The organism is Klebsiella sp. V115_8, assembly GCF_029967715.1.
In the GTDB taxonomy this organism is placed as follows: domain Bacteria; phylum Pseudomonadota; class Gammaproteobacteria; order Enterobacterales; family Enterobacteriaceae; genus Klebsiella; species Klebsiella quasipneumoniae.
Genome location: NZ_JASCAR010000043.1, coordinates 339,519 through 360,783 on the forward strand (window position 1 = coordinate 339,519; position 21,265 = coordinate 360,783).

Consider the following 21,265-nt stretch of genomic DNA (forward strand, 5'->3'; position numbering starts at 1 on the left):
ATTGCGATGTCCCCTCACCCTAACCCTCTTCCGGAGCGAGAGGGTCGGGGTGAGGGGGAGCGGTTCAGGTCCCCTGGAGCGGCCACAGCCATGCCGCGCCGCGTACTCCGCTGGAGTCGCCGTGCATCGCTTTGCGGATCGGCGTTGCACACTCGCCGCCGAAGACCCACTGTTTCACCAGGTCCGGCACCGTCTGATACAGCCGCTCGACGTTGCTCATCCCGCCGCCCAGCACGATAACGTCCGGGTCGAGGATATTCACCACGTGGGCCAGCGATTTCGCCAGCCGCTGCTCGTAGCGGCTCAGCGCCAGTTCGGCTTTTTCGTCACCTTCCCCCACCAGGCGCATAATCTCGCTGCCGGTTAACCCCTTGCCGCTCAGCCGCTGGTAGTCAGTGGCAAAGCCGGTGCCGGAGATAAAGGTTTCGATACATCCCTGTTTACCGCAGTAGCAAGGCACTTCCGCACGGTAGCGCAGCTCATCGTCGTTCATCCACGGCAATGGGTTATGTCCCCACTCGCCGGCGTTACCATTGCCGCCGATATGCGCCCGCCCGTTGAGCGCCACGCCCGCGCCGCAGCCGGTGCCGATAATCACCGCGAACACCGTGTGCGCCCCCGCCGCCGCGCCGTCCACCGCTTCCGACACCGCCAGACAGTTGGCGTCGTTAGCCAGCCGCACTTCACGGTCGAGGCGCAGGCTGAGGTCCTTATCAAAGGGCTGGCCGTTGAGCCAGGTCGAGTTGGCGTTTTTCACCACCCCGGTATAGGGCGAAATCGTGCCCGGGATCCCCATCCCCACGGTGCCACGCTGTCCGGTCGCCTGCTCGGCCATCGCCACCAGGGTGGCGATAGTCTCGATGGTTTGCCGGTAATCCTCCCTCGGCGTGGGTAACCGATGGCGAAACAGCTGCTCTCCCTGGTCGCTCAGGGCTATCACTTCGGTTTTTGTGCCACCTAAATCAATACCAATACGCACGCTCAGCTCCTCACCCCGATTAACAATGCAAGCATAGCGACAATTCGCTATCATGCCCGCCTGATTTAACGACAAAGCAGTGGAAATTATCATGCTGTGGTTCAAAAATTTAATGGTTTACCGTCTCAGCCGCGATATCGAATTGCGCGCCGAGGAGATGGAAAAACAGCTGGCCGAGCTGACATTTACCCCTTGTGGCAGCCAGGATATGGCGAAAACCGGTTGGGTATCGCCGATGGGATCGCACAGCGACGCGCTGACGCATACGGCGAACGGCCAGATCATTATCTGCGCGCGTAAAGAAGAAAAGATCCTGCCGTCGCCGGTGATCAAGCAGGCGCTGGAGGCGAAGATCCAGAAGCTGGAAGCCGATCAGGGGCGCAAGCTGAAGAAAACTGAGAAAGATTCCCTGAAAGATGAAGTGCTGCACTCGCTGCTGCCGCGCGCCTTCAGCCGCTTCAGCCAGACGATGATGTGGATCGACACCGTCAACGGCCTGATCATGGTGGACTGCGCCAGCGCGAAGAAAGCGGAAGATACCCTGGCCCTGCTGCGTAAAACCCTCGGCTCGCTGCCGGTGGTGCCGCTGACCCTGGAGAATCCGATTGAGCTGACGCTGACCGAGTGGGTCCGCTCCGGCACCGTGGCGCAGGGCTTCCAGCTGCTGGACGAAGCCGAGCTGAAAGCGATGCTGGAAGATGGCGGCGTGATCCGCGCCAAGAAGCAGGATCTGGTGAGCGACGAAATCGCTGTGCATATTGAGGCCGGGAAGGTCGTCACCAAGCTGGCGCTGGACTGGCAGCAGCGTATTCAGTTTGTGATCTGCGACGACGCGTCAATTAAGCGCCTCAAGTTCTGCGATGAATTACGCGACCAAAACGAAGATATCGATCGGGAAGATTTCGCCCAGCGCTTTGACGCCGACTTTATCTTAATGACCGGCGAACTGGCTGCCCTGATCCAAAGCCTGGTGGAAGGGCTCGGCGGCGAAGCGCAGCGCTAAGCGCCGCTTTCCTTCCTGCCTGGCAGGAAGGAAACATACAACCCGGCGGCAAGCGCCGGGCGTTACGCTGGCTTACAGATAGCGGCACAGATAAGAGGTTGGCTCAGCCACCTGCAGATGGAATTCGCTGTTGCCTGGCACATTGAAGACTTCGCCGGCGGCGTAAACTTTCCACTCAGTCTCACCCGGCAGCAGGACATTCAGCGCCCCGCTGACCACCGTCATCTCTTCCGGCTGCGCCGTACCAAAGGTGTATTCCCCTTCCGCCATCACGCCAACGCTGGCGCGACCGGTACTGCTGCTGGTGAAGCCAATGGATTTCACTTTTCCGTCAAAGTATTCATTGCTTTGAAGCATAAACAAGCCCTTCTGATCGTCGTTGAAAGGCTCAATATAGGGGGCGCTCCTTGCCCCTGTCACGTGAAATTAACACATTAGACTAATAGTTCTGCCGCCAGTCGGGAAACCAGCACATTCGACAGCAAAACCGGGACATCAAGGGCTTTTTGTAACACATCGCGATGATGCTGATAGTAACCAAGACAGTCGAGGACCAGCACGTCGGCGCCCTGCTCCAGCAGCGCTTTACCGGCGGTTAACAGCTCGCTGTCGCTACCGGTAAACGGGTTGGCCAGCGCGTAGTACGGCGACTTCTCCAGTGAATGCCACTTTTGTCGCTGCATGGGCATGATCTCTTCCACCGGCACGATCACCCCGACCTGGTGCCCATCAACGATCGACGCCACCAGCGGCGGAATGATCCGCTGCGGCTCGAGGAGGATCGCGTGGTGGGTGGTAAAACCGGTCAGCTGTTCGGAGCTGAGCAGCAGGATCACATCAAAATGCTGTCGATCCAGCATGGCGATCACGCTGCGAACATCACGTTCAATTTTTTGTCGCGACACCATCACCAGCTGGTTATCGCTGAGCAGGGTCAAGAGACCCTGTTCGCCGTCACCCACGGCGTACTCTGCCATCACGTCATCACGCGTCATCTCGCCCAGCAGGCTGATGTGAGCGATCTGTTCTTCCCTGATATGTTCGGTCAGGAGTGGTAATACTCCCGCCAGCGGCACAACGCCGATGGTCAAAATTGCCATCGTTGCACTACTCATATCATGTACCTTTTCACTACCACTGCTTCAACACAGGCTTACCACACACAGCATTCGCCCCCCTGGTGAGTAAAAATCAACCGTCGAGAAGCGTAGCAGCTCCACGCCGCAGTAGAATGTAAAGATTGCCCGGCGGCGGCGGCGCGCCTGAAAAATCCGTGTGTTAGATATTCATTAGTACGACTGATAAATAAAAAGTGTGAGGTATGCCCGATATTGCCCGCAGAGCAGGCAATCCGGGCTCAGGGGTTAGGACTTGTCAGGATCTTCGTAGCGCCGCTTGGCATCCACGGCTTCCTGCTCGGTAGGATGTTCGCTGATCAGCGAATTGGGTTCAGGATAGTCCGCGCGAAGTTGATACCAGGTGACCGTCTGACCCTGCGGGCCTTTCTCTACCGCAACCACGCGCGCTTCTCTCGGATATGGGGGCCTGTTTGGCATAGTTCTTCCTTCTTCTGGTATCAGAACTATCAAGTATAGGCGCCCCTCGCCGCCTTAATGTAAGTAAATTCTTAACTTACCGGGGTGGCCGCCGCGCCGCACAGCATGGTCATAATCTGTTCCACCACCCGATCCGGGGCGGCCGTAGCATCGACAATATGATGGGCAGCGTCACGGTATAACGCTTCACGCTGCGCCAGCACCTCGCCCACTTCCTCACGCACCGGTTTCCCGGTGAGCGTCGGCCGCTGTTCGGCTTTCGGGTAGGCTTCCAGACGGTCAATCAGCGCCGATACCGACGCCTGCAGATAGATCACCACGCCGTTCTCCCGCATAAACTGGCGGTTACATTCCGCAAGGATGATGCCGCCGCCGGTGGCGATCACCGTATTCGGCAGGGTCACGGCCTTCAGCGACAGGGTCTCCAGCTCGCGAAAGCGCGCCCATCCTTCCGCCTGCACGATCTCCGCCACCGTCCGCTGCTCATGGGCCTGCAGCCGATGATCGGTATCGGAGAACTGAAAATGCCGCGCTCGCGCCAGCGCATGGCCGACGGTGGTTTTACCGCAGCCGCGTGGCCCGATGAGAAAGATTGGCTGTGTCATAACCGAAGACCCCCTGGTTCCGTCTGTCGCAAAAAAAGGAAAACGAAAGAACGTATTATCGCTGTCTGTTCCGCAACGCATACGTAAAGAAAACGTTACACAACTTCTTTACACCCCATCACCACAGTGAGAAAAGGGGTTCTTAATGTAAACTTATCATTGCATGTACTGTTTAACCAGCTTTACTTTCCGCCGGGCGTTATTTTTTATCCGCTGCTGGCGTAAACGGTAACACATTTATGCATAGCTTTACGAAGCAACATATTTACAACATCGTGTTTCAGACGCACCCTGATGCCTATTCGACAGTGTGACAGAGGAATGTAACATGCAATCTGAAGAACAACGCCTTATTGATGGACTGTTTTCCCGGCTGAAAGAGGCTGAGGCGCACAGTGCATCGCGCGATGCCAGCGCCGAGGAGCGGATTGCCCAACACGTGAGCGCGCAGCCGGCGGCCCCCTACTATATGGCGCAAACCATTCTTATCCAGGAAGCCGCGATTAAACAGCTCAACGATCGCATTCAGGCGCTGGAGAGCCAGGTCAGCCAGCTGCAGGCGGCGAAGCCCAGCAGCGGCGGATTCCTCTCCGGCCTGTTTGGCGGCGGCGGCTCGTCACGCGGTTCTGACCCGATCCCGGGCGCGGAGCAATACGGTCGCCCGCAGGCCAGCGCGCAGCCGCAGTATGCCCCACAGCAGCAGCAGAGCTATGCCCCGCAGGCTGCCGCACGCGGCGGCGGCTTTATGGCGGGCGCGCTGCAAACGGCCGCAGGCGTAGCGGGCGGCGTGGTGCTGGGCAATATGCTGACCAATATGTTCAGCGGCTCGCACCCGCAGGAGATTGTTAATATCATCGAAGAGAAGCCGCAGCCTGATGCCGCCGCGCAGGACGCCGCCGCAGGTGACGATCCGTTCCGTCAGGGAGACGATCAGTTCCTTGCCGACAACACCTGGAACGACGACTTCGACGCCGGCTTTGGCGATGATGATATCGGCAGCGATGACGACAGCTGGGTTTAACCCTGCCGACGTTTAACCGCCAGCAACCACTTCTCCAGCTCGGCGGCAAACTGTTGCCGATCGCGCTGCGATAAACTATCCGGGCCGCCGGTCTGAACGCCGCTGGCCCGTAATGTCTCCATAAAATCCCGCATCGTCAGCCGCTCGCGGATCGTCGCCTCGCTGTAGCGCTCTCCGCGCGGATTGAGCGCCGCCCCGCCCTTCGCCAGCACCTCCGCCGCCAGCGGAATATCGGCGGTGATCACTAAATCCCCCGCCGCGCACTGACGGACGATTTCGTAATCCGCCACGTCAAAACCCTGCTCAACCCGCAGGGTGCGGATGAAACGCGACGGCGGTACGCGCAGCGGCTGGTTCGCCACCAGCGTCAGCGGCGTCTGGGTCCGCTCTGCCGCGCGGAACAATATCTCTTTAATCACGTTCGGACACGCGTCTGCATCCACCCAAATGGCCATGCCAGCTCCTGTTACCTGCAATAAGTGCCGCCAATGTTACCTGCTTTTCTCCCCCATGAAAGCGCCAGGATGATAAGCTAATCAGATCGTAACGAAAAAAGCAGAGGGGAATGGTGATGGATAAGAAAATTGGCTTTATCGGCTGCGGCAATATGGGTAAGGCCATTCTGGGTGGACTGATCGCCAGCGGCCAGGTACAGCCGGGACAAATCTGGGTCTACACCCCGTCGCCGGACAAGGTTGCGGCTCTGCGCGACCAGTACGGCATCAACGCCGCCGATAGCGCCCAGGAAGTGGCGCAGATTGCCGATATCGTCTTCGGCGCGGTGAAGCCGGGGATCATGACCAAAGTGCTGGGCGATATCGCCTCCAGCCTGAATAAAGAGTCTCTGGTGGTCTCTATCGCCGCCGGCGTCACGCTTGACCAGCTGGCGCGCGCGCTCGGCCACGATCGCAAAATTATTCGCGCGATGCCCAATACGCCGTCGCTGGTTAACGCCGGCATGACCTCCGTTACGCCAAATGCGCTGGTGAGCAGCGAAGATGTAGCGGAAGTGCTGACCATTTTCCGCTGCTTTGGCCAGGCGGAGCAAATTGCCGAACCGATGATCCATCCGGTGGTCGGCGTTAGCGGCTCCGCGCCGGCCTATGTCTTTATGTTTATCGAAGCGATGGCCGATGCCGCCGTGCTCGGCGGAATGCCGCGCGCTCAGGCTTACAAATTCGCCGCTCAGGCGGTGATGGGCTCCGCAAAAATGGTGCTGGAGAGCGGTGAGCATCCGGGGGCGCTGAAAGATATGGTCTGCTCTCCTGGCGGGACCACCATCGAAGCCGTGCGCGTGCTGGAAGAGAAAGGCTTCCGCTCCGCGGTGATCGAAGCCATCACCCAGTGCATGGAAAAATCAGAGAAACTGAGCCGCTCCTGAAGCTGAGCAGGCGGGCTGCAAGCCCTGAGAGGTCAAAGAACAAGGGAGCGCGCGAGCGCTCCCTTTTTTTCAGGCTTTCTTCAGGCAGCTACTCATGAAGGTGCTGCGTTCATCGCCCTTCAGTGATTTTGCCGAAGCCGCTTTGTTGCAGTCGCTCATCTTCTGCTGCTGAGGCGTGAGGGTCTTTCCTTGCGGCGTGGTGGTCTCTTTTTTCAGGCACTGGCTCATAAAGGTTTTGCGCTCATCCCCCTTCAGCGCCTTGGCTGACGCTTGCTGATTGCAGTCCGTCATCTTTTGCTGCTGGGGAGTAGGCGTTTTTTCTGCCGCGCCAACCGCGCTGATAAAGATCAAGCCAAACAGTAGGGTCATCAGTAAGGTTATTTTCATCGCACCATCCTTCTGTGAGTGGAACGTTGTAAGTCTGGACGCAGATAGAAAAAAAACCAGCCGGTGACGCGAATTCGCCACCGGCAGCGACTTATTTGAGACTCAGGGCCGCTTTCATGGTCGAGAAGAGGTCGGTCTGGTCGGTCAGGCCGACGACGTTAGCCGCATGCGGACCGTAGGCCGCAATGCGCAGCTGGGTGCCGGTGTGCTCCATCGACTCTTCCTCGGAGTTACCGTAACTCATCACCATCACCGCGCCATCGTGCGTGTTCAGGGCCTGGGTCAGCCCCGGGGCTTTGCTATCCGCAGGGATAATCTGGCTGGCGTGCGCATGGTCGGCGGTGACGATCACCAGGGTATTGCCGTCTTTTTTGGCAAATTCCAGCGCCTTCTGCACCGCCTCGTCGAGGTCCACGGTTTCGCCGATCTGGCCGCACGGATTCGCCGCATGATCCTGCTTATCGATGGAGGCGCCTTCCACCTGCAGGAAGAAGCCTTTCTCGTTGCGGCTCAGCAGGTCAATCGCTTTCTCCGTCATCTGCGCCAGCGTCGGCACCGAGGCGTCGCGTTTCGGGTTTGGCGTACAGGTCACCGGCGGCTTATCGATATTACCGTGATAAGACGCCTTCGGCCCTTCCCAGCGTACCGGCATATTGCCGTCGGCGAAGAGTCCCAGCAGCGGTTTATCCTGGCTGGCTGCCGTCGCGGCGGCAAGAGAGGCCGCGTCGGTCACAATCTGGTAGCCGCGCGCTTCCGCCTGCTCGCGCAGGGTTTTGCCCTGCCACTCGCCCGCCGTCGCCGTTTCGGCAAAGGTCTTCGCGCCGCCGCCCAGGGTGACATCCGGCCGGGCGTTCAGCAGCTGTTCGGTAATGGAGCCTTTGCCCCCTTTCTCCAGCGCATTGCTGGGGCATTTTTCGCTGGTGACCGTGGGGCCGTAGCATTTACGCGATGTCACATGCGCCACCAGCGCCGCGGGGGTGGCGTCCTGCAGCTCGGCGGTAGAAACGTTGCCGGTGGCCAGGCCCGCCGCTTTCGCCAGCTCGAGGATGGTCTGATGCGCGTTCTCATGAATATCGACGCCCAGCGCGCCGTTATAGGTCTTCACGCCGGTGGTCCAGGCGGTGGCGGAGGCCGCCGAGTCGGTGACGTAGTCCGGTTTACCGGTTTTTTTATCCAGCGAATAGTGCGTGTACTGCCCGGTTAACGGCAGGGCGTCAATGCCTTTAAAGAAACCGCCCGCCCCTTCCGCATAATTTCGCGCAGCGGTAATTTCAGAATCACCCATGCCATCGCCAATCAGCAAAATAACGTTTTTGGCCGGCTTATTGATTATCGAGGCGCGCAGCGCTTCGGTTTGATCGCCCGTTAAACGACGCGCGCCGCCGGGAGTGGTGATATCTCCCTGGGCAGCGCGATTTTCCAGAACCGGCGCGGCAGTAGTTTCCGCATGAATAACCGGCGAGCCCAGCAGAGGCAGCAGGGCAATAAACAGGGCGCTTAATTTCACTTTTGTCATCTCCATGTAAAAAATACTTAAAAAAACAAAACGTGGGAGACTTTATAAAAGGGAGATGACAGAAAAATGACGGCATCCTTGTCGCGTCGCAAAGATTAGCTACGAGGATGCCGCAACAGCTTCTTTAGATATTGCTGCAGCAGGATGGCATCCTGGTCGTTGACCGGCGGACAGGGCGTCACCTGGTCTATCGCCTGCTCAATATCCTGAATCAATGCCTGCTGGGCATCATGCTCCATATGGCGCAATAATGCGGTGACCACGATCTCCAGCGCTTCAACCTGCACCGTCAGTTCCTTTGCTTCTTCTTCCTTTTGCGCCAGTTTAACCAGTAACTCAGCAATGAGATTCTTCATAGCACCAGTTCCTTATGCGAGGTCTGTTTTTTCGATTGAGATGTCATACCCGATGACGGACCTCAGAATTACTTAAAATAAGAATCGTCGCAACACCCAATATACAGCGAAACGTTTTACCACAACAAAATACCACTATAAATAGTATTGTTTAATCATGAGCGGCGCTGTTTATAACCAAAGTGCGTCGGAAATAATAAAACGGAATAGCGCTCACGCCATGGCGATAACAAAAAGTAATGATAAATCAACTGTCGGTGAAAAACGCTGACGGTATGGCGTTAAATACCGTCAGCCGAGGTTCAGGCCTTCGCCCGGCGGGTGCGGCGCAGCATCCATGCCAGCTGCCAGAGGTTGATGAAGACGATAATGGCGGTGGCAATAAATACCCAGCGGAAGCCCGCCATCGCCGATACGGAGGCGCCAATCAGCGGTCCGGCGACGTTGCCCAGATACATAAACGACTGGTTATAGCCAAAGATGCGCCCGGTGACGCTGTCGCTACTATATTTCAGCAGCAGGGTCTGCACCGCCGGAAGCATCGCGCCATCGGCAAAGCCGAGCAGAAAACGTAGCGTCCCCAGCTGCAGCGGGGTGGTGACAAAGGACATGGCAAAGAACATCACCACCGCGCAACAGAGCGTCGCCAGCAGGATCCGCGAAGTGCCGATGCGGTCGCCAAGCTTACCCAGCCGTGGGGCAGAGATCAGCGCCGACACCCCGGGCACCGCGGCGATCATCCCGGCCAGAAAAGCGATATTGTTGCTGTCCGGCGCCATCGACTTGATAAACAGCGCCAGGATCGGGCCAATTGAGCCGTTGCACAACTGGATCACCAGGGTGGTGAAAAAGAGGCTGATCACCAGCCCCGGATAGGGCAAGGAGGCAAAGACCTGTTTCCCGGTGAGACGATCGGTTTTGCTGACCGGCGGGCGGCCCCCCTCTTTGATCAGAAACAGGGTGACCAGAAAACTGATGGTCAGCAGGATCGCCGTAATAAAAAAGACCATCCGCAGCCCGACGTGGTCCGCCAGGAAACCGCCCAGCAGCGGGCCGCCGATCACCCCGCTGATTTGCGCCGTCGACAGGGTGCTCAGCGCCCAGCCGCTACGCTCGCGCGGCACCTGGGAGGCCACCAGCGCCATGGCGTTGGGGATATAACCGGAGGTTAAGCCCATGATCGCCCGCAGGATAAACAACTGCCAGACGTTGGTGGCGAAGGCCTGAAGTAAAATGGCGATCGCCATTCCCAGCGAGGCGCGCAGCAGCATCAGCTTGCGGCCTTTGCGGTCCGCGAGGCTCCCCCACATCGGCGAGACGATCGCCGAGACCAGAAAGGTGACGCTGAAGGTCAGCCCCGACCACATCGACAGCGCTTCATGCGAGGTGACGCCCAGCTGGGAGACGTAGAGGGGTAAAAAGGGGAGAATTTGACTGATCGCCAGGCCGGTAAAAAAGCACCCAAACCAGACGGAGATGAGATTAACCTTCCAGGATTCCATAACTACGCGTATTCATTAATGATTTGCCAATTATTACCTAGCTTAGCAATTTCATTCCACTGGTGTACTACCATAGATGCGCTGGCGGTGAGTTTGGTGTTTTATGAATGCGCATGAGAGGCTGACGAAGCATTTTCTGGTTATTCAGGCTGCTCACAGGGCTTTATGCTCAAAAGCAGAAGCCCTGCCCGCGCATGCCAAAGTGAAAATGGTTGGCGTGCGCCGCGTTGTACTCCGGCCCCAGCGCGTTGCCGAAGTAAGGGCAGCTGTTGCTCAACAGCGCCGCCAGCCAGGGGTGAGAGCGCTCGCTGCGCCAGCCCTGCAGGACGCTGATGCGTCTGCCGTCCGTCAGGCGGAAGCCGCTGACATCAAGGGCATCCGCCGTCGCGTGTTCACTGCGCCGCGCCTGTTCCCGATGGTAGATATTACGGCAGGCGAAGCTGCCGAGATGATCGATCTGGCGCAGATCGCTGGCCATCAGCTGACGGGTCAGCGGCTTCGCCTGCTGTTCGACGTACAGCGCGCTGCTGAGCGCCAGCGGGCAGCTGGCGAGGAAACTGCTGCTCAGCTGCACCGAGCCAAAATTAGCTACCCGCACCACGTTACGCAGCGGGCAGGCGCCCTCGCTGTCGGCCACCGGCTGGCTGGCGATGAGCCGCCGGCGGTTGGCCTCCGCCAGCAGAGAGGCGCACTGGTCGGCCGTCAGGCTGCGCAACTTGAACGACGTCAGCCAGCCCGGGGGATCGTCAAGGGCCAGCGGCGCCAGCGGATTCAGGTGTGGCGGCAGATAGCGATATCCCACCAGGCCCGCGCCGAGCAGCCCGGCCAGCACCAGCAGCGTCTTTCCTCTCACGCCCGCTCCCGTCAATTGATCAGGTAAATATTATGGCAGGCAGGCGGCGGTTTCACATGGTATGTTATGCCCTTTGATGTAATCTGGATGGAAGTTGAAATGGCAAAGATGAGGGTTGGGATCGTTTTTGGCGGTAAGTCGGCAGAGCATGAAGTGTCGCTGCAGTCAGCGAAGAATATCGTGGAAGCGATTGATAAATCACGCTTCGATGTGGTTCTGTTGGGGATTGATAAACAGGGGCTATGGCACATCAACGACGCCGGCAACTACCTGCTCAATGCTCAGGATCCTGCCCGCATCGCCCTGCGCCCTTCAACGGTGACTCTGGCGCAGATCCCGGGCCGTGAAGCGCAGCAGCTGATTAACGCCGAAAGCGGCCAGCCGCTGGCGGCCATCGATGTGATTTTCCCCATCGTCCACGGCACGCTGGGCGAAGATGGCTCCCTGCAGGGGATGCTGCGCATGGCCAATCTGCCTTTCGTCGGATCCGATGTGCTGGGCTCTGCGGCCTGTATGGACAAAGATGTGACCAAACGCCTGCTGCGCGACGCCGGGCTCGCCGTCGCCCCGTTTATCACCCTGACCCGCGCCAACCGCGCGCAGTTTAGCTTTGCCGATGTCGAAGCGAAGCTGGGCCTGCCGCTGTTCGTTAAGCCGGCCAACCAGGGATCGTCGGTTGGCGTCAGCAAAGTTAAAAACGAAGAGCAGTACCATCAGGCGGTGGCCCTGGCCTTTGAATTTGACCATAAAGTGGTGGTAGAGCAAGGCATTCAAGGCCGGGAAATTGAGTGTGCGGTGCTGGGTAACGACCACCCGCAGGCCAGTACCTGCGGCGAAATTGTCCTCAACAGCGAGTTTTACGCTTACGACACCAAATATATCGACGACCAGGGCGCGCAGGTGGTGGTCCCCGCCGCTATCGCCCCGGAGATCAACGACAAGATCCGCGCTATCGCGGTGCAGGCTTACCAGGCCCTGGGCTGCAGCGGCATGGCCCGCGTCGACGTCTTCCTCACCGCCGACAACGAGGTGGTGATCAACGAGATCAACACCCTGCCGGGCTTCACCAACATCAGCATGTATCCGAAGCTGTGGCAGGCCAGCGGCCTCGATTACACCAGTCTGATCACCCGCCTGATTGAGCTGGCGCTGGAGCGCCATGCCGCGGACCGGGCGCTGAAAACCTCCATGAACTAAAACGCGTTTACCCCGCCTGGCAGCGGCGGCCTCAGGCCTCTTCTGCCGGGCGGCGGCGGATCACAAAGCCCGCGATCCAGAAGCTTATCACCCAGGTGACCAGACCGACGGCGTAAGATTGCCAGCCCTGCGTCTCAAACCCCAGCAGTCCCACCACGCCATTAAGAATAAAAATTAACCCCAGCGCCACCGCGTAGTAGTGCCAGTCGCGGCGAATTTTATCAGTGAGCTTCATGCGGCCTCCAACAGCAAAAAACGCATCTTCGCATAGCCGCCCGCGGCGGTCTGTAGCGATATGGAGAATGTTGCTGGATTGCGACGCCGGTCTCCCTTTTCCCTTCCTGTGGCGCGGTTAACACAACGGCGAAAACAGGATTATTCCTGGAGGGCAATTACCAGCAATCTGATACTGGCGACGGCGTCGCACTGCCAGAATACCTGCCATAGAGCTGGAGAAAAAACCAGCAGTACAGAGGTGGGAGGGCCTATGGCTGAATTCAGTTTTTCAAAATCGCTTTTGGGAAATAAAAAAAGAGGGGCGCTGACCGGCAGCCATGTCGCTTACGGACTGTTCGTCCTGATCTGCTGCTGGGCCGGCGCGCAGATGCTCAGCATGCTGATCCACGCCCCGGGAGTCTTTGAGCGCCTGATGCAGGCCCAGGACGCCAGCCGTCCACAGGTCGACATCAGCCTCGCCGTTGGCACCCTCTTTGGCCTGATCCCTTTTCTGATCGGCTGCTCGTTCATCGGGCTGCTGGCGCTCATTGTGCGCTGGCGTCGGCGCCGTTAACGCCGCGCCATACAGCTTGCCCGCCGCTCATCGACCCGTTTCGCAAACCACGCCGTCGTCAGATTACGGGTGATTTTCGGACTCTCAAGCTGGATCCCCGGCAACATCTCCCGCGGCAGGGTTTTGCCCGCTTTTTTATCCGCGAGGCGGAAAACCTGTTGATAGAGGTCGGTCTTCTCAAACGCCAGGCTGTCGCCCTTTTTCAGCTGGCTATGGATCTCGCTGTCGCTCATCCCCAGCTGGCCCGCCAGGCGGCGCACCGCCAGCTCGGTGCTGCCCGGCTCATCGCTGTCATAGCGGATAAGGTCTCCGTCGAGCGCCAGTTTCACCCCGCTGGCTTTCACCACCGCGTTCTGGAAGGCGGCGTTACGGCTGGCATACCAGCCGGCGTTAAAGTCGGCAAAACGGTACAGCGGCACGCTGTAGCTGGCCGGGTAGTTCAGCAGATGATAGGTGCCAAACCACAGGCCGCCGCGCAGGCTGAAGACCTCCTGGCGCACCGTACCGTTCATTTTCCACGGGTAGCCGGAGGTGTGCTGCTCGGCAAAGGCGATGCTGACCTGCATTGGGCCGCCGGTGTGCACCGGGTTCAGGGAGCCGAACAGCTTCTGCCCCATCGGCACCATCCCGATAAAGTCATCAAAAATAGCGCTCAGCTGCTTTTCCGTCTTCACGTTGTCCAGACGGTCGCTGTAGCTTTTGCCGTTTGGCGAGGTGATCTTCAGCGCGGTATGGACCAGAAACAGCGGAATGTGCATTTTTTCCGCCCGGCGGTCGATCTCCTGCCAGGCGATTTTATTCAGCCCCGGCACCACCGGGTCGGACTGATAATTGGACTCCTGCTGCGCGACCGCCAGCACCGAGCAGACGTTCTCTTCCGTCGGCGCCAGCTTCTGGCTGTCAAAGGCGGTGGCGATGGCTTGCGCCCAGGCCTCCCGATCCTTCACGCTGGCGGGCATTTTCTGCCGCACCACCGACGCCACGTCAACGGGCTTCTCGCCCTCTTTCAACACCGGCGCCTGTTGGCTGGTACAGGCGCTTAGCACCACGGCCGCCAGCAGCGTCAATGAACCGGGTATAATGCGCGATAAACGTGCGGCCATCCTGCTTCCTTGTCTTGATTAACGTAATGTCGGGATCGCTTCCTGCAGCGGTTTGCCGTCCAGTTCGCGCTCAAAGCTGCGCAGACGTTTGTAGATGGACATCAGTTCCACCAGCGTCGTCCACGAGCTGATCAGGTACTGGAACGAACCGCGCACCTGGCCGAAAACATTGGTAATTTGCGTCATCAGCCCGAGGGTAATCGTACCGGCAACGATCGACGGAAACAGCAGGAAAAGGCCGAAAACGTTATCCACCTGCAGATAGAGAATGCGGGCGATATTGAAATACATATAGTGGAAATAGAGACGGAAATAGTTGCGACGCACCGCGCTGAACAGCTCGCGCACCGTCGGCGGCGTGGCGCGGGTTTCATCGTCCTCGCCGTAGACCAGCTCTTTACGATAGGCCGCTTCCACGCGCTGGTTTTTAAACTCCAGACCCGGCAGCTTAATCCCCACCACCGCCAGCAGGCCGGTCCCCATCAGCGACCAGACGATCGCGGCAATCACCAGGCCATACGGCAAGTGACCGACGATGGGCAGGTCGGGAACGTGTTGCGAGAGCGTCACCAGCACCGGCAGGAAGGCGATCAGGGTCATCACCGCGTTGATAAAGCTCACGCCCATATCTTCCAGGGTGGAGGCAAAGCGCATGGTGTCTTCCTGCACACGCTGCGCGGCGCCTTCGATATGGCGCAGATGCTGCCAGTGGGCCATGTAGTGTTCGTTCATCGCCGTGCGCCAGCGGAAGACGTAGTGGCTGACGAAGAAGTTGTTCATCACGCCGATGATCACCGCGATGAGCGCGATGCCGAGAAAGATGCCGATCTCATGATAAAACTGGTTGATGCTGACCTTATGCGGGGTGGCCAGCGCGCTCTGGATCAGGTCATAGAACGGCGCATACCAGGCGTTGATCGCCACCCCCACTTCCACCAGAAACCAGGTGACGAAGATGATGAGCGACGTGCCGAGAATCGACCAGTACTGCCAGCGATGCGGGCAGTAGACAAACCAGAACAGCGCAAACACGCCGACGCAAAACAGATAGTAAGCGTAGAACACCAGATAGTTGGGCGACCAGAAGCGCGCCGCGCTGATCGCCACATCCTGCGATGCCCCGGTGACCCGCAGCAGCCAGTCGCCGCCGCCCGCCTGCCAAAAGATCACCGCCAGCAGCGACCAGATAAAGGCAGAAATAAAAAACGGCCCCGGTTTGGGGAAAAAAGATTTAAACATCATTGTCTCCTGCTAACTTCTTATCGTTCTGCTATTGCTGTATACGACGCATACGTCGGCCGCCGCGTGAAAGCGTTCTCGCGGGGCAGACGGATGATAAGACCGGATATCAACAGCTTAGTTCTGCTGCCAGGCGTGCAGAATTGTTTCTGTGGGTTTCACCTGTAAAGGATTGCCAGGAACGGTCAGCGTACGCCACACCTCATTGTAGTGGGCGATGAGCGTCGCGGCCTGCGCGGCGGGGCGGTTGGCGGTGGTGTGGGCATCTTCCGCGATAACAATGCCGTATCCGCGGCTGGCGCCGTTTTTAATGGTGGTGTCGAGGCAGTAGTCGGTGGCGCAACCGCAGATGACAAACTGCTGAATATCATGTTCCCGCAGCACCTGCTCCAGCGAGGTGTGATAGAAGGCGTCGCAGGCGGTTTTAGTGACATAGAGCGCGCCGGCCGGCTGCTCCAGCTCAGGGAGCAGGGCGAAGCCTTCGCTGCCGGCTTCGAGGCCGCCGGCCTCATCATGTTGAATAAAAATGACCTTATCCGCCGCGCGCACCAGACGATTAATTTGCGCGACGCAGCGCTCGCGCGCCAGACGCGGCGTGGCGAACACGCCGTTTTGCATATCCACGACCATCACTACCCGTTGAGCCGCCATTGTTTTCTCCCGCGAACCTTCAGCCAAACGGTCATCATACGCGCCGGCGAAAAAAGCCGATATCCGAAAGCGTAAAAAAGTCTTTTTTACGCACCGTTACCTTTTTCCTGCAGGAATGTCGTGAATCCCGCTTTGTTCTGCGCCACTTCGTAGTATAAATACCCTCTTCTCTTTTATTTATTTAATGGATGATTTCCGTTGAAACGTAGTTTGCTCATTTTTGCTGCGCTGTGCGCGGCGTCGTGGACCTCGGCGCAGGCCGCACAGCCCACCGTTGACCCGGTTTTCGCCTCGGATGTGGTCGATCGTTACGCCAATCATATCTACTACGGCAGCGGCGCCACCGGCATGGCGCTGGTGGTGATCGATGGCAATCAGCGTGTGTTTCGCAGCTTTGGCGAAACCCGCCCCGGGAATAATCAGCACCCGCAGCTCGACTCGGTGATCCGTATCGCCTCCCTCAGCAAACTGATGACCAGCGAGATGCTGGTGAAGCTGCTCGACCAGGGGGTGGTGAAACTCGACGATCCGCTGAGCAAATACGCCCCGCCGGGCGCCCGGGTGCCTGACTGGCAGGGAAAACCGATCACCCTGGTGAATCTCGCGACCCATACCAGCGCCCTGCCGCGCGAACAGCCTGGCGGCGCCGCCCATCGCCCGGTGTTTGTCTGGCCGACCCGCCAGCAGCGCTGGAGCTGGCTCTCTACCGCGACCTTGAAGACCGCGCCGGGCTCGCAGGCGGCCTACTCCAACCTGGCCTTCGATTTGCTGGCGGACGCGCTCTCCACCGCCGCCGGCAAACCTTATCCGCAGCTATTTGAAGAGCAGATCACCCGACCGCTGGGGATGAAGGACACCACCTTTACCCCGTCGCCGGACCAGTGCCAGCGGCTGATGATCCCGGAAAAAGGCGCCAGCCCGTGCAACAACACCCTGGCGGCGATCGGCAGCGGCGGAGTCTACTCGACGCCGGGGGATATGATGCGCTGGATGCAGCAGTTCCTGTCATCCGATTTCTATACCCGCGGCCAGCAGGCCGACCGGATGCAGACGCTGATTTATCAGCGTAACCAGCTGACCCGGGTGATCGGTATGGACGTGCCGGGCCGCGCCGACGCGCTGGGGCTTGGCTGGGTGTATATGAAGCCGAAGAATGGCCATCCGGGGATTATTCAGAAAACCGGCGGCGGCGGCGGGTTTATCACCTATATGGCGATGAATCCGCAGGCTAACGTCGGCGCTTTTGTGGTGGTGACCCGCTCGCCGTTAACCCGCTTCAACAATATGAGCGATGGCATCAACGACCTGGTCAGCGAGCTGAGCGGCGCGCAGCCCAACATGCAGACGGCCAGCCAGTAAGCCCGGAGGAGGTTTCGCCGATGCGACATAACGATCGTTTTGGCGAAACATCCCGCTGCCATTTCAGTTACACTATCGTCTTTCATTTCACAAAATCAGGCAAACCATGACAGATTTAATCACTCGCCCCCGCCGCCTGCGTCAATCCGCTGCGCTGCGCGCCCTGTTTGAAGAGACAACACTGAGTTTGAACGACCTGGTGTTGCCGATCTTTGTTGAAGAAGAAATTGATGATTACAAAGCGATCGAGGCTATGCCCGGCGTGATGCGTATTCCGGAAAAATATCTGGCGCGCGAGATCGAACGCATCGCCAATGCCGGCATTCGCTCGGTGATGACCTTTGGCATTTCTCATCACACCGACGCCACCGGCAGCGATACCTGGAATGAAAATGGTCTGGTGGCGCGTATGTCGCGGATCTGTAAGTCCACGGTGCCGGAGATGATCGTCATGTCCGATACCTGCTTCTGCGAATACACCTCCCACGGCCACTGTGGCGTGCTGTGCGACCACGGGGTGGACAACGACGCGACCCTGGAAAACCTCGGCAAACAGGCCGTTGTCGCCGCCGCCGCCGGCGCGGACTTCATCGCCCCTTCCGCCGCGATGGATGGTCAGGTGCAGGCGATTCGCCGCTCGCTTGACGCTGCCGGCTTCACCAATACGGCGATCATGTCCTACTCGACCAAGTTCGCGTCTTCCTTCTACGGCCCGTTCCGCGAAGCGGCCGGTACCGCGCTGAAGGGCGATCGTAAAACCTATCAGATGAGCCCGATGAACCGCCGGGAAGCCATTCGCGAGTCGCTGCTCGATGAAGCCCAGGGCGCCGACTGCCTGATGGTGAAACCGGCTGGCGCCTACCTGGATATTCTGCGCGATATCCGCGAGCGCAGCGATCTGCCGCTCGGCGCGTATCAGGTTAGCGGGGAGTACGCGATGATCAAATTCGCCGCCCAGGCGGGCGCTATCGATGAAGAGAAAGTGGTTCTGGAAAGCCTTGGCGCGATCAAACGCGCGGGCGCCGACCTGATCTTCAGCTATTTCGCCCTCGACCTGGCCGAGAAAAAAATCCTCCGTTAAGCCTCCCTCTCCCCGGTGGCGCTGCGCTTACCGGGGCTACCAAACCTCATCCCCGGTGCGCTGTATTTATCGCGACCACCACACCGTAGCCCGGATAAGGCGCTTGCGCCGCTATCCGGGGACAGGCGCTAACCAATATCTGTAGCTAAAACTTTGCGCGCCGCTTTCCACCTTCAGCGCCTTCTCCTTGGCGTACCGGATTTCGCCTTCTAACGTGTTAAACCACATCATAAATACCGAATTCCAGGAGATCCTGTGGTGGCTTATCGACGTTATTACATTAAGGGGGGAACCTGGTTCTTCACTGTTAACCTTAAAGACCGTAGAAGCATGCACCTAACTGAAAAAATAGAATTATTGCGCTACTCTGTCGCCGTTGTTAAACAACATCGCCCCTTTATTATTGATGCCTGGGTGGTGTTGCCTGAACATCTGCATTGCATCTGGACACTACCTCATAATGATGACGATTTTTCTTCACGCTGGAGAGATATCAAAGACTGTTTTACCAGAACGTTAAAACGACAACCCCTCTGGCAACCGCGCTTCTGGGAGCATGCCATACGCGATGAAGATGATTACCGCCGACACGTTGATTACATCCATATCAATCCACTTAAGCATGGCTGGGTCACCCGGGTGATCGATTGGCCATTTTCAACCTTTCATCGCGATGTCCAGCGCGGGCTATATCCCCCAAATTGGGCTGGCGATAGCTTTGATCTTAGCTGCGGTGAACGCCGATAGCCTCTCCCCGGTGGCGCTGACGCTTACCGGGGCTACAAATCGGCGCCAACCGTAGCCCGGATGAGGCGTTAGCCGCTATCCGGGAAACCTCCCCCGCTGCGAGCGAAACTTCACCCAACTGTAATCTGAACGACATCTCTACCTTCTACTGTCTGGGCAGGACGGAGGAGGAGCCACTATGTTTAGTCTCGACAACGTACTCGATGACCTGTGGCCTCAGGCGAGGCCCGCCCCCTGGCAAAAGAAACTGTTAAAAAAGCTATTTTATGAGGAAGAGTTTCAACAATTTGCCGACCGTCACCGCCACCTGAAGGGGCTTGATACGGTCGAACAGGTGCTGGAATACCTCAATATCCGCTGCGCTATCCCGGCGCACGATCTCGAACAAATCCCCGAATATGGCCCGCTGGTCATTATCGCTAACCACCCCACCGGCACCCTCGACGGCCTGGCGCTCCTGTATGCGGTATCCCGTGTGCGCCGCGATGTCAAAGTAGTCACCAACCGCATGCTCACCCATCTTGAGCCCCTGAGCTCGCTGTTTATCCCGGTGGATAATATTCATGGCCGCACCGCTAAAACGGCGCTGCAGCAGATGGACCAGCAGCTGCAGGCCGGCGGGGTGCTGATCTTCTTCCCGGCGGGGGAAGTCTCCCGCCTCACCCGTCGCGGCATCCGCGATAAAAAATGGCACTCGGGCTTTATTAAGCTGGCGGCAAAATATCGCGCCCCGCTGCTGCCGGCGTGGATTAACGCCCACAACAGCGCCCTGTTTTACGCCAGCACCCTGGTCTCCGACAACCTGCCGATGCTCCTGCTGATGCAACAGATGTTTCGCCGGCGCAACAGCAGCCTGCCGGTGCGTATCGGCCAGCAGATCCCCTGGTCGAGCTGGTTCGATGCCCAGTCCAGCGCTCGCGAGCTTACCGGCCGCTGCTATCAGCACCTTGACCAGCTGCGCAAAGGGCTACCGGGGCGGTTTAAAACCGAAAGCGCCATTGCCCGTCCGGAAGACCGGGCGCGGCTTAAACGCGAACTGCACAAGGCCGAATGCCTGGGCCGCACCGCCGACGGCAAAGTGATTTACCTCTGGCAGCGCAACGGCCAGGAGGAGGCGCCGCTGCTGCGCGAGCTGGGACGCCTGCGGGAAATCGCCTTCCGCGCGGTCGGGGAAGGCAGCGGCAAACGGCGGGATATCGACCGGTATGATGACGACTATCTGCATCTGATCCTGTGGGATGAAGAAGATCTGGAAATCGTCGGCGCTTACCGCTTTATGCCGACGGCTATACAGCTGGCAAAGCGCGGCCTGGAGGGGATCTACAGCTCCAGTCTCTTCCACTACGACGGACGGATGGACGACATCCTGCAGCACGGCATTGAGCTGGGGCGCAGCTTTATCCAGCCGCGCTACTGGGGTCGACGCGGGCTGGACTATCTGTGGTCCGGCATCGGCGCTTATCTGGCGCGCTATCCACACTATCGCTATCTGTTTGGCCCGGTATCGATTTCTGGCGGGCTGCCGCCCGCCGCTCGCGATCTGCTGGTGGCGTTCTACCGGCTGTGGTTCCCGGCGACGCATCCGCTGGCGGAGTCGCGTCGCCCTTATCCGGCGTCGCTGCCCGACGTGCTGGCGCAGTTTGGCGGGGAGGATTACAACGACGACCTGGCCCGGCTGAAGTCCCTGCTGGGCAATCTCGGCTGCGCGATCCCGCCGCTGTATAAGCAGTACTCGGAAGTGTGCGAGCCGGGCGGAGTGCAGTTTATCGATTTCGGCAGCGATCCGGATTTCAATAACTGCGTGGATGGTCTGGTGCTGGTGGATCTCACCTACCTGAAGGCCAATCGCTATCAGCGCTATATTGGCGCGCATCTGGGTGCGCAAAAATCGGCATAAACGCTTTTTCCCGGCTTGCGGCGCGTTGCGCCTTAGCCGGGC

General features: G+C 58.8%; 24 protein-coding genes. 9 read left to right on the top strand and 15 right to left on the bottom strand.

Going from position 1 to position 21,265, the window contains the following annotated elements; translation table 11 throughout:
• Window positions 1-64: 64 nt before the first annotated feature.
• Window positions 65-979, bottom strand: a complete 915-nt coding sequence (mak, locus tag QLG03_RS21160) for a fructokinase (RefSeq protein ID WP_023288578.1) — start codon at window positions 977-979, stop codon at window positions 65-67.
• Between the two features lie 91 nt (window positions 980-1,070).
• Here mak and rdgC point away from each other — a divergent pair, with 91 nt between their 5' ends.
• Window positions 1,071-1,982 carry a recombination-associated protein RdgC gene (gene rdgC / locus QLG03_RS21165; RefSeq protein ID WP_002890285.1) on the top strand — a complete coding sequence of 304 codons (912 nt, stop codon included), beginning with the start codon at window positions 1,071-1,073 and terminating at the stop codon, window positions 1,980-1,982.
• A 72-nt stretch (window positions 1,983-2,054) separates the two neighbouring features.
• On the opposite strand, the gene ppnP is transcribed toward rdgC, so the two are convergent.
• The 4 genes from ppnP to aroL form a co-directional block, all read right to left on the bottom strand.
• Complete coding sequence (gene ppnP / locus QLG03_RS21170; RefSeq protein WP_002890284.1) at window positions 2,055-2,339, bottom strand: pyrimidine/purine nucleoside phosphorylase; 285 nt, start codon at window positions 2,337-2,339, stop codon at window positions 2,055-2,057.
• Window positions 2,340-2,416: 77 nt separating this feature from the next.
• The gene (locus tag QLG03_RS21175) at window positions 2,417-3,097 is read right to left on the bottom strand and encodes an AroM family protein (protein ID WP_072096489.1); all 681 of its coding nucleotides are present in this window, start codon (window positions 3,095-3,097) and stop codon (window positions 2,417-2,419) included.
• Between the two features lie 249 nt (window positions 3,098-3,346).
• The gene (locus tag QLG03_RS21180; RefSeq protein ID WP_008805350.1) at window positions 3,347-3,538 is read right to left on the bottom strand and encodes a YaiA family protein; all 192 of its coding nucleotides are present in this window, start codon (window positions 3,536-3,538) and stop codon (window positions 3,347-3,349) included.
• A gap of 71 nt (window positions 3,539-3,609) precedes the next feature.
• Window positions 3,610-4,143 (bottom strand): shikimate kinase AroL, encoded by a 534-nt coding sequence (gene aroL / locus QLG03_RS21185; RefSeq protein WP_023288577.1) that lies wholly within the window; start codon window positions 4,141-4,143, stop codon window positions 3,610-3,612.
• Between the two features lie 328 nt (window positions 4,144-4,471).
• On the opposite strand from aroL, the gene QLG03_RS21190 reads away from it, so the two are divergent.
• Window positions 4,472-5,164 (top strand): DUF2076 domain-containing protein, encoded by a 693-nt coding sequence (locus tag QLG03_RS21190; RefSeq protein WP_023288576.1) that lies wholly within the window; start codon window positions 4,472-4,474, stop codon window positions 5,162-5,164.
• Here QLG03_RS21190 and QLG03_RS21195 read toward each other — a convergent pair.
• Entirely contained in the window at window positions 5,161-5,619 is a 459-nt protein-coding gene (locus QLG03_RS21195; protein WP_255988457.1) for a YaiI/YqxD family protein, read from the bottom strand. The genes QLG03_RS21190 and QLG03_RS21195 overlap by 4 nt on opposite strands.
• Before the next feature lie 116 nt (window positions 5,620-5,735).
• Here QLG03_RS21195 and proC point away from each other — a divergent pair, with 116 nt between their 5' ends.
• Window positions 5,736-6,545, top strand: coding sequence for a pyrroline-5-carboxylate reductase (proC, locus tag QLG03_RS21200; RefSeq protein WP_023288574.1), 810 nt, complete (start codon window positions 5,736-5,738; stop codon window positions 6,543-6,545).
• A 69-nt stretch (window positions 6,546-6,614) separates the two neighbouring features.
• Here the strand turns inward: proC and psiF are convergent, their stop codons facing one another.
• The 5 genes from psiF to QLG03_RS21225 form a co-directional block, all read right to left on the bottom strand.
• Complete coding sequence (gene psiF, locus QLG03_RS21205) at window positions 6,615-6,932, bottom strand: phosphate starvation-inducible protein PsiF (RefSeq protein WP_048296829.1); 318 nt, start codon at window positions 6,930-6,932, stop codon at window positions 6,615-6,617.
• A 91-nt stretch (window positions 6,933-7,023) separates the two neighbouring features.
• Entirely contained in the window at window positions 7,024-8,454 is a 1,431-nt protein-coding gene (gene phoA / locus QLG03_RS21210) for an alkaline phosphatase (RefSeq protein ID WP_032428614.1), read from the bottom strand.
• Window positions 8,455-8,543: 89 nt separating this feature from the next.
• On the bottom strand, window positions 8,544-8,804 hold the full coding sequence (iraP, locus tag QLG03_RS21215) for an anti-adapter protein IraP (protein WP_004204875.1): 261 nt from the start codon (window positions 8,802-8,804) through the stop codon (window positions 8,544-8,546).
• 302 nt (window positions 8,805-9,106) lie between these two features.
• Window positions 9,107-10,306 (bottom strand): multidrug efflux MFS transporter, encoded by a 1,200-nt coding sequence (locus QLG03_RS21220; protein WP_023288571.1) that lies wholly within the window; start codon window positions 10,304-10,306, stop codon window positions 9,107-9,109.
• Window positions 10,307-10,475: 169 nt separating this feature from the next.
• Window positions 10,476-11,159, bottom strand: a complete 684-nt coding sequence (locus tag QLG03_RS21225) for an extensin family protein (protein WP_023288570.1) — start codon at window positions 11,157-11,159, stop codon at window positions 10,476-10,478.
• 99 nt (window positions 11,160-11,258) lie between these two features.
• Between QLG03_RS21225 and ddlA the strand changes: the two genes are divergently transcribed.
• Window positions 11,259-12,356 (top strand): D-alanine--D-alanine ligase, encoded by a 1,098-nt coding sequence (gene ddlA / locus QLG03_RS21230; RefSeq protein WP_023288569.1) that lies wholly within the window; start codon window positions 11,259-11,261, stop codon window positions 12,354-12,356.
• A gap of 31 nt (window positions 12,357-12,387) precedes the next feature.
• Here ddlA and QLG03_RS21235 read toward each other — a convergent pair whose 3' ends face one another.
• Window positions 12,388-12,591 carry a DUF2754 family protein gene (locus QLG03_RS21235; protein WP_004204881.1) on the bottom strand — a complete coding sequence of 68 codons (204 nt, stop codon included), beginning with the start codon at window positions 12,589-12,591 and terminating at the stop codon, window positions 12,388-12,390.
• Window positions 12,592-12,843: 252 nt separating this feature from the next.
• Here QLG03_RS21235 and QLG03_RS21240 point away from each other — a divergent pair, with 252 nt between their 5' ends.
• Window positions 12,844-13,146, top strand: coding sequence for a YaiY family protein (locus QLG03_RS21240; protein WP_023288568.1), 303 nt, complete (start codon window positions 12,844-12,846; stop codon window positions 13,144-13,146).
• Here QLG03_RS21240 and QLG03_RS21245 read toward each other — a convergent pair.
• The 3 genes from QLG03_RS21245 to QLG03_RS21255 all read right to left on the bottom strand — a co-directional run bounded on the left by QLG03_RS21245 (window position 13,143) and on the right by QLG03_RS21255 (window position 16,118).
• Window positions 13,143-14,249, bottom strand: a complete 1,107-nt coding sequence (locus QLG03_RS21245) for a DUF1615 domain-containing protein (protein WP_017898945.1) — start codon at window positions 14,247-14,249, stop codon at window positions 13,143-13,145. The genes QLG03_RS21240 and QLG03_RS21245 overlap by 4 nt on opposite strands.
• Before the next feature lie 18 nt (window positions 14,250-14,267).
• Entirely contained in the window at window positions 14,268-15,488 is a 1,221-nt protein-coding gene (gene sbmA, locus QLG03_RS21250) for a peptide antibiotic transporter SbmA (protein ID WP_255988463.1), read from the bottom strand.
• Between the two features lie 117 nt (window positions 15,489-15,605).
• The gene (locus QLG03_RS21255) at window positions 15,606-16,118 is read right to left on the bottom strand and encodes an isochorismatase family protein (protein WP_072096510.1); all 513 of its coding nucleotides are present in this window, start codon (window positions 16,116-16,118) and stop codon (window positions 15,606-15,608) included.
• A gap of 219 nt (window positions 16,119-16,337) precedes the next feature.
• On the opposite strand from QLG03_RS21255, the gene ampH reads away from it, so the two are divergent.
• The 4 genes from ampH to QLG03_RS21275 all read left to right on the top strand — a co-directional run bounded on the left by ampH (window position 16,338) and on the right by QLG03_RS21275 (window position 21,223).
• On the top strand, window positions 16,338-17,498 hold the full coding sequence (gene ampH, locus QLG03_RS21260; protein ID WP_044521218.1) for a D-alanyl-D-alanine-carboxypeptidase/endopeptidase AmpH: 1,161 nt from the start codon (window positions 16,338-16,340) through the stop codon (window positions 17,496-17,498).
• Between the two features lie 106 nt (window positions 17,499-17,604).
• On the top strand, window positions 17,605-18,579 hold the full coding sequence (gene hemB, locus QLG03_RS21265) for a porphobilinogen synthase (RefSeq protein ID WP_002890201.1): 975 nt from the start codon (window positions 17,605-17,607) through the stop codon (window positions 18,577-18,579).
• A gap of 255 nt (window positions 18,580-18,834) precedes the next feature.
• Entirely contained in the window at window positions 18,835-19,326 is a 492-nt protein-coding gene (locus QLG03_RS21270; RefSeq protein ID WP_255988465.1) for a transposase, read from the top strand.
• Window positions 19,327-19,504: 178 nt separating this feature from the next.
• Window positions 19,505-21,223, top strand: a complete 1,719-nt coding sequence (locus QLG03_RS21275; protein WP_023288564.1) for a GNAT family N-acyltransferase — start codon at window positions 19,505-19,507, stop codon at window positions 21,221-21,223.
• Window positions 21,224-21,265 lie beyond the last annotated feature (42 nt).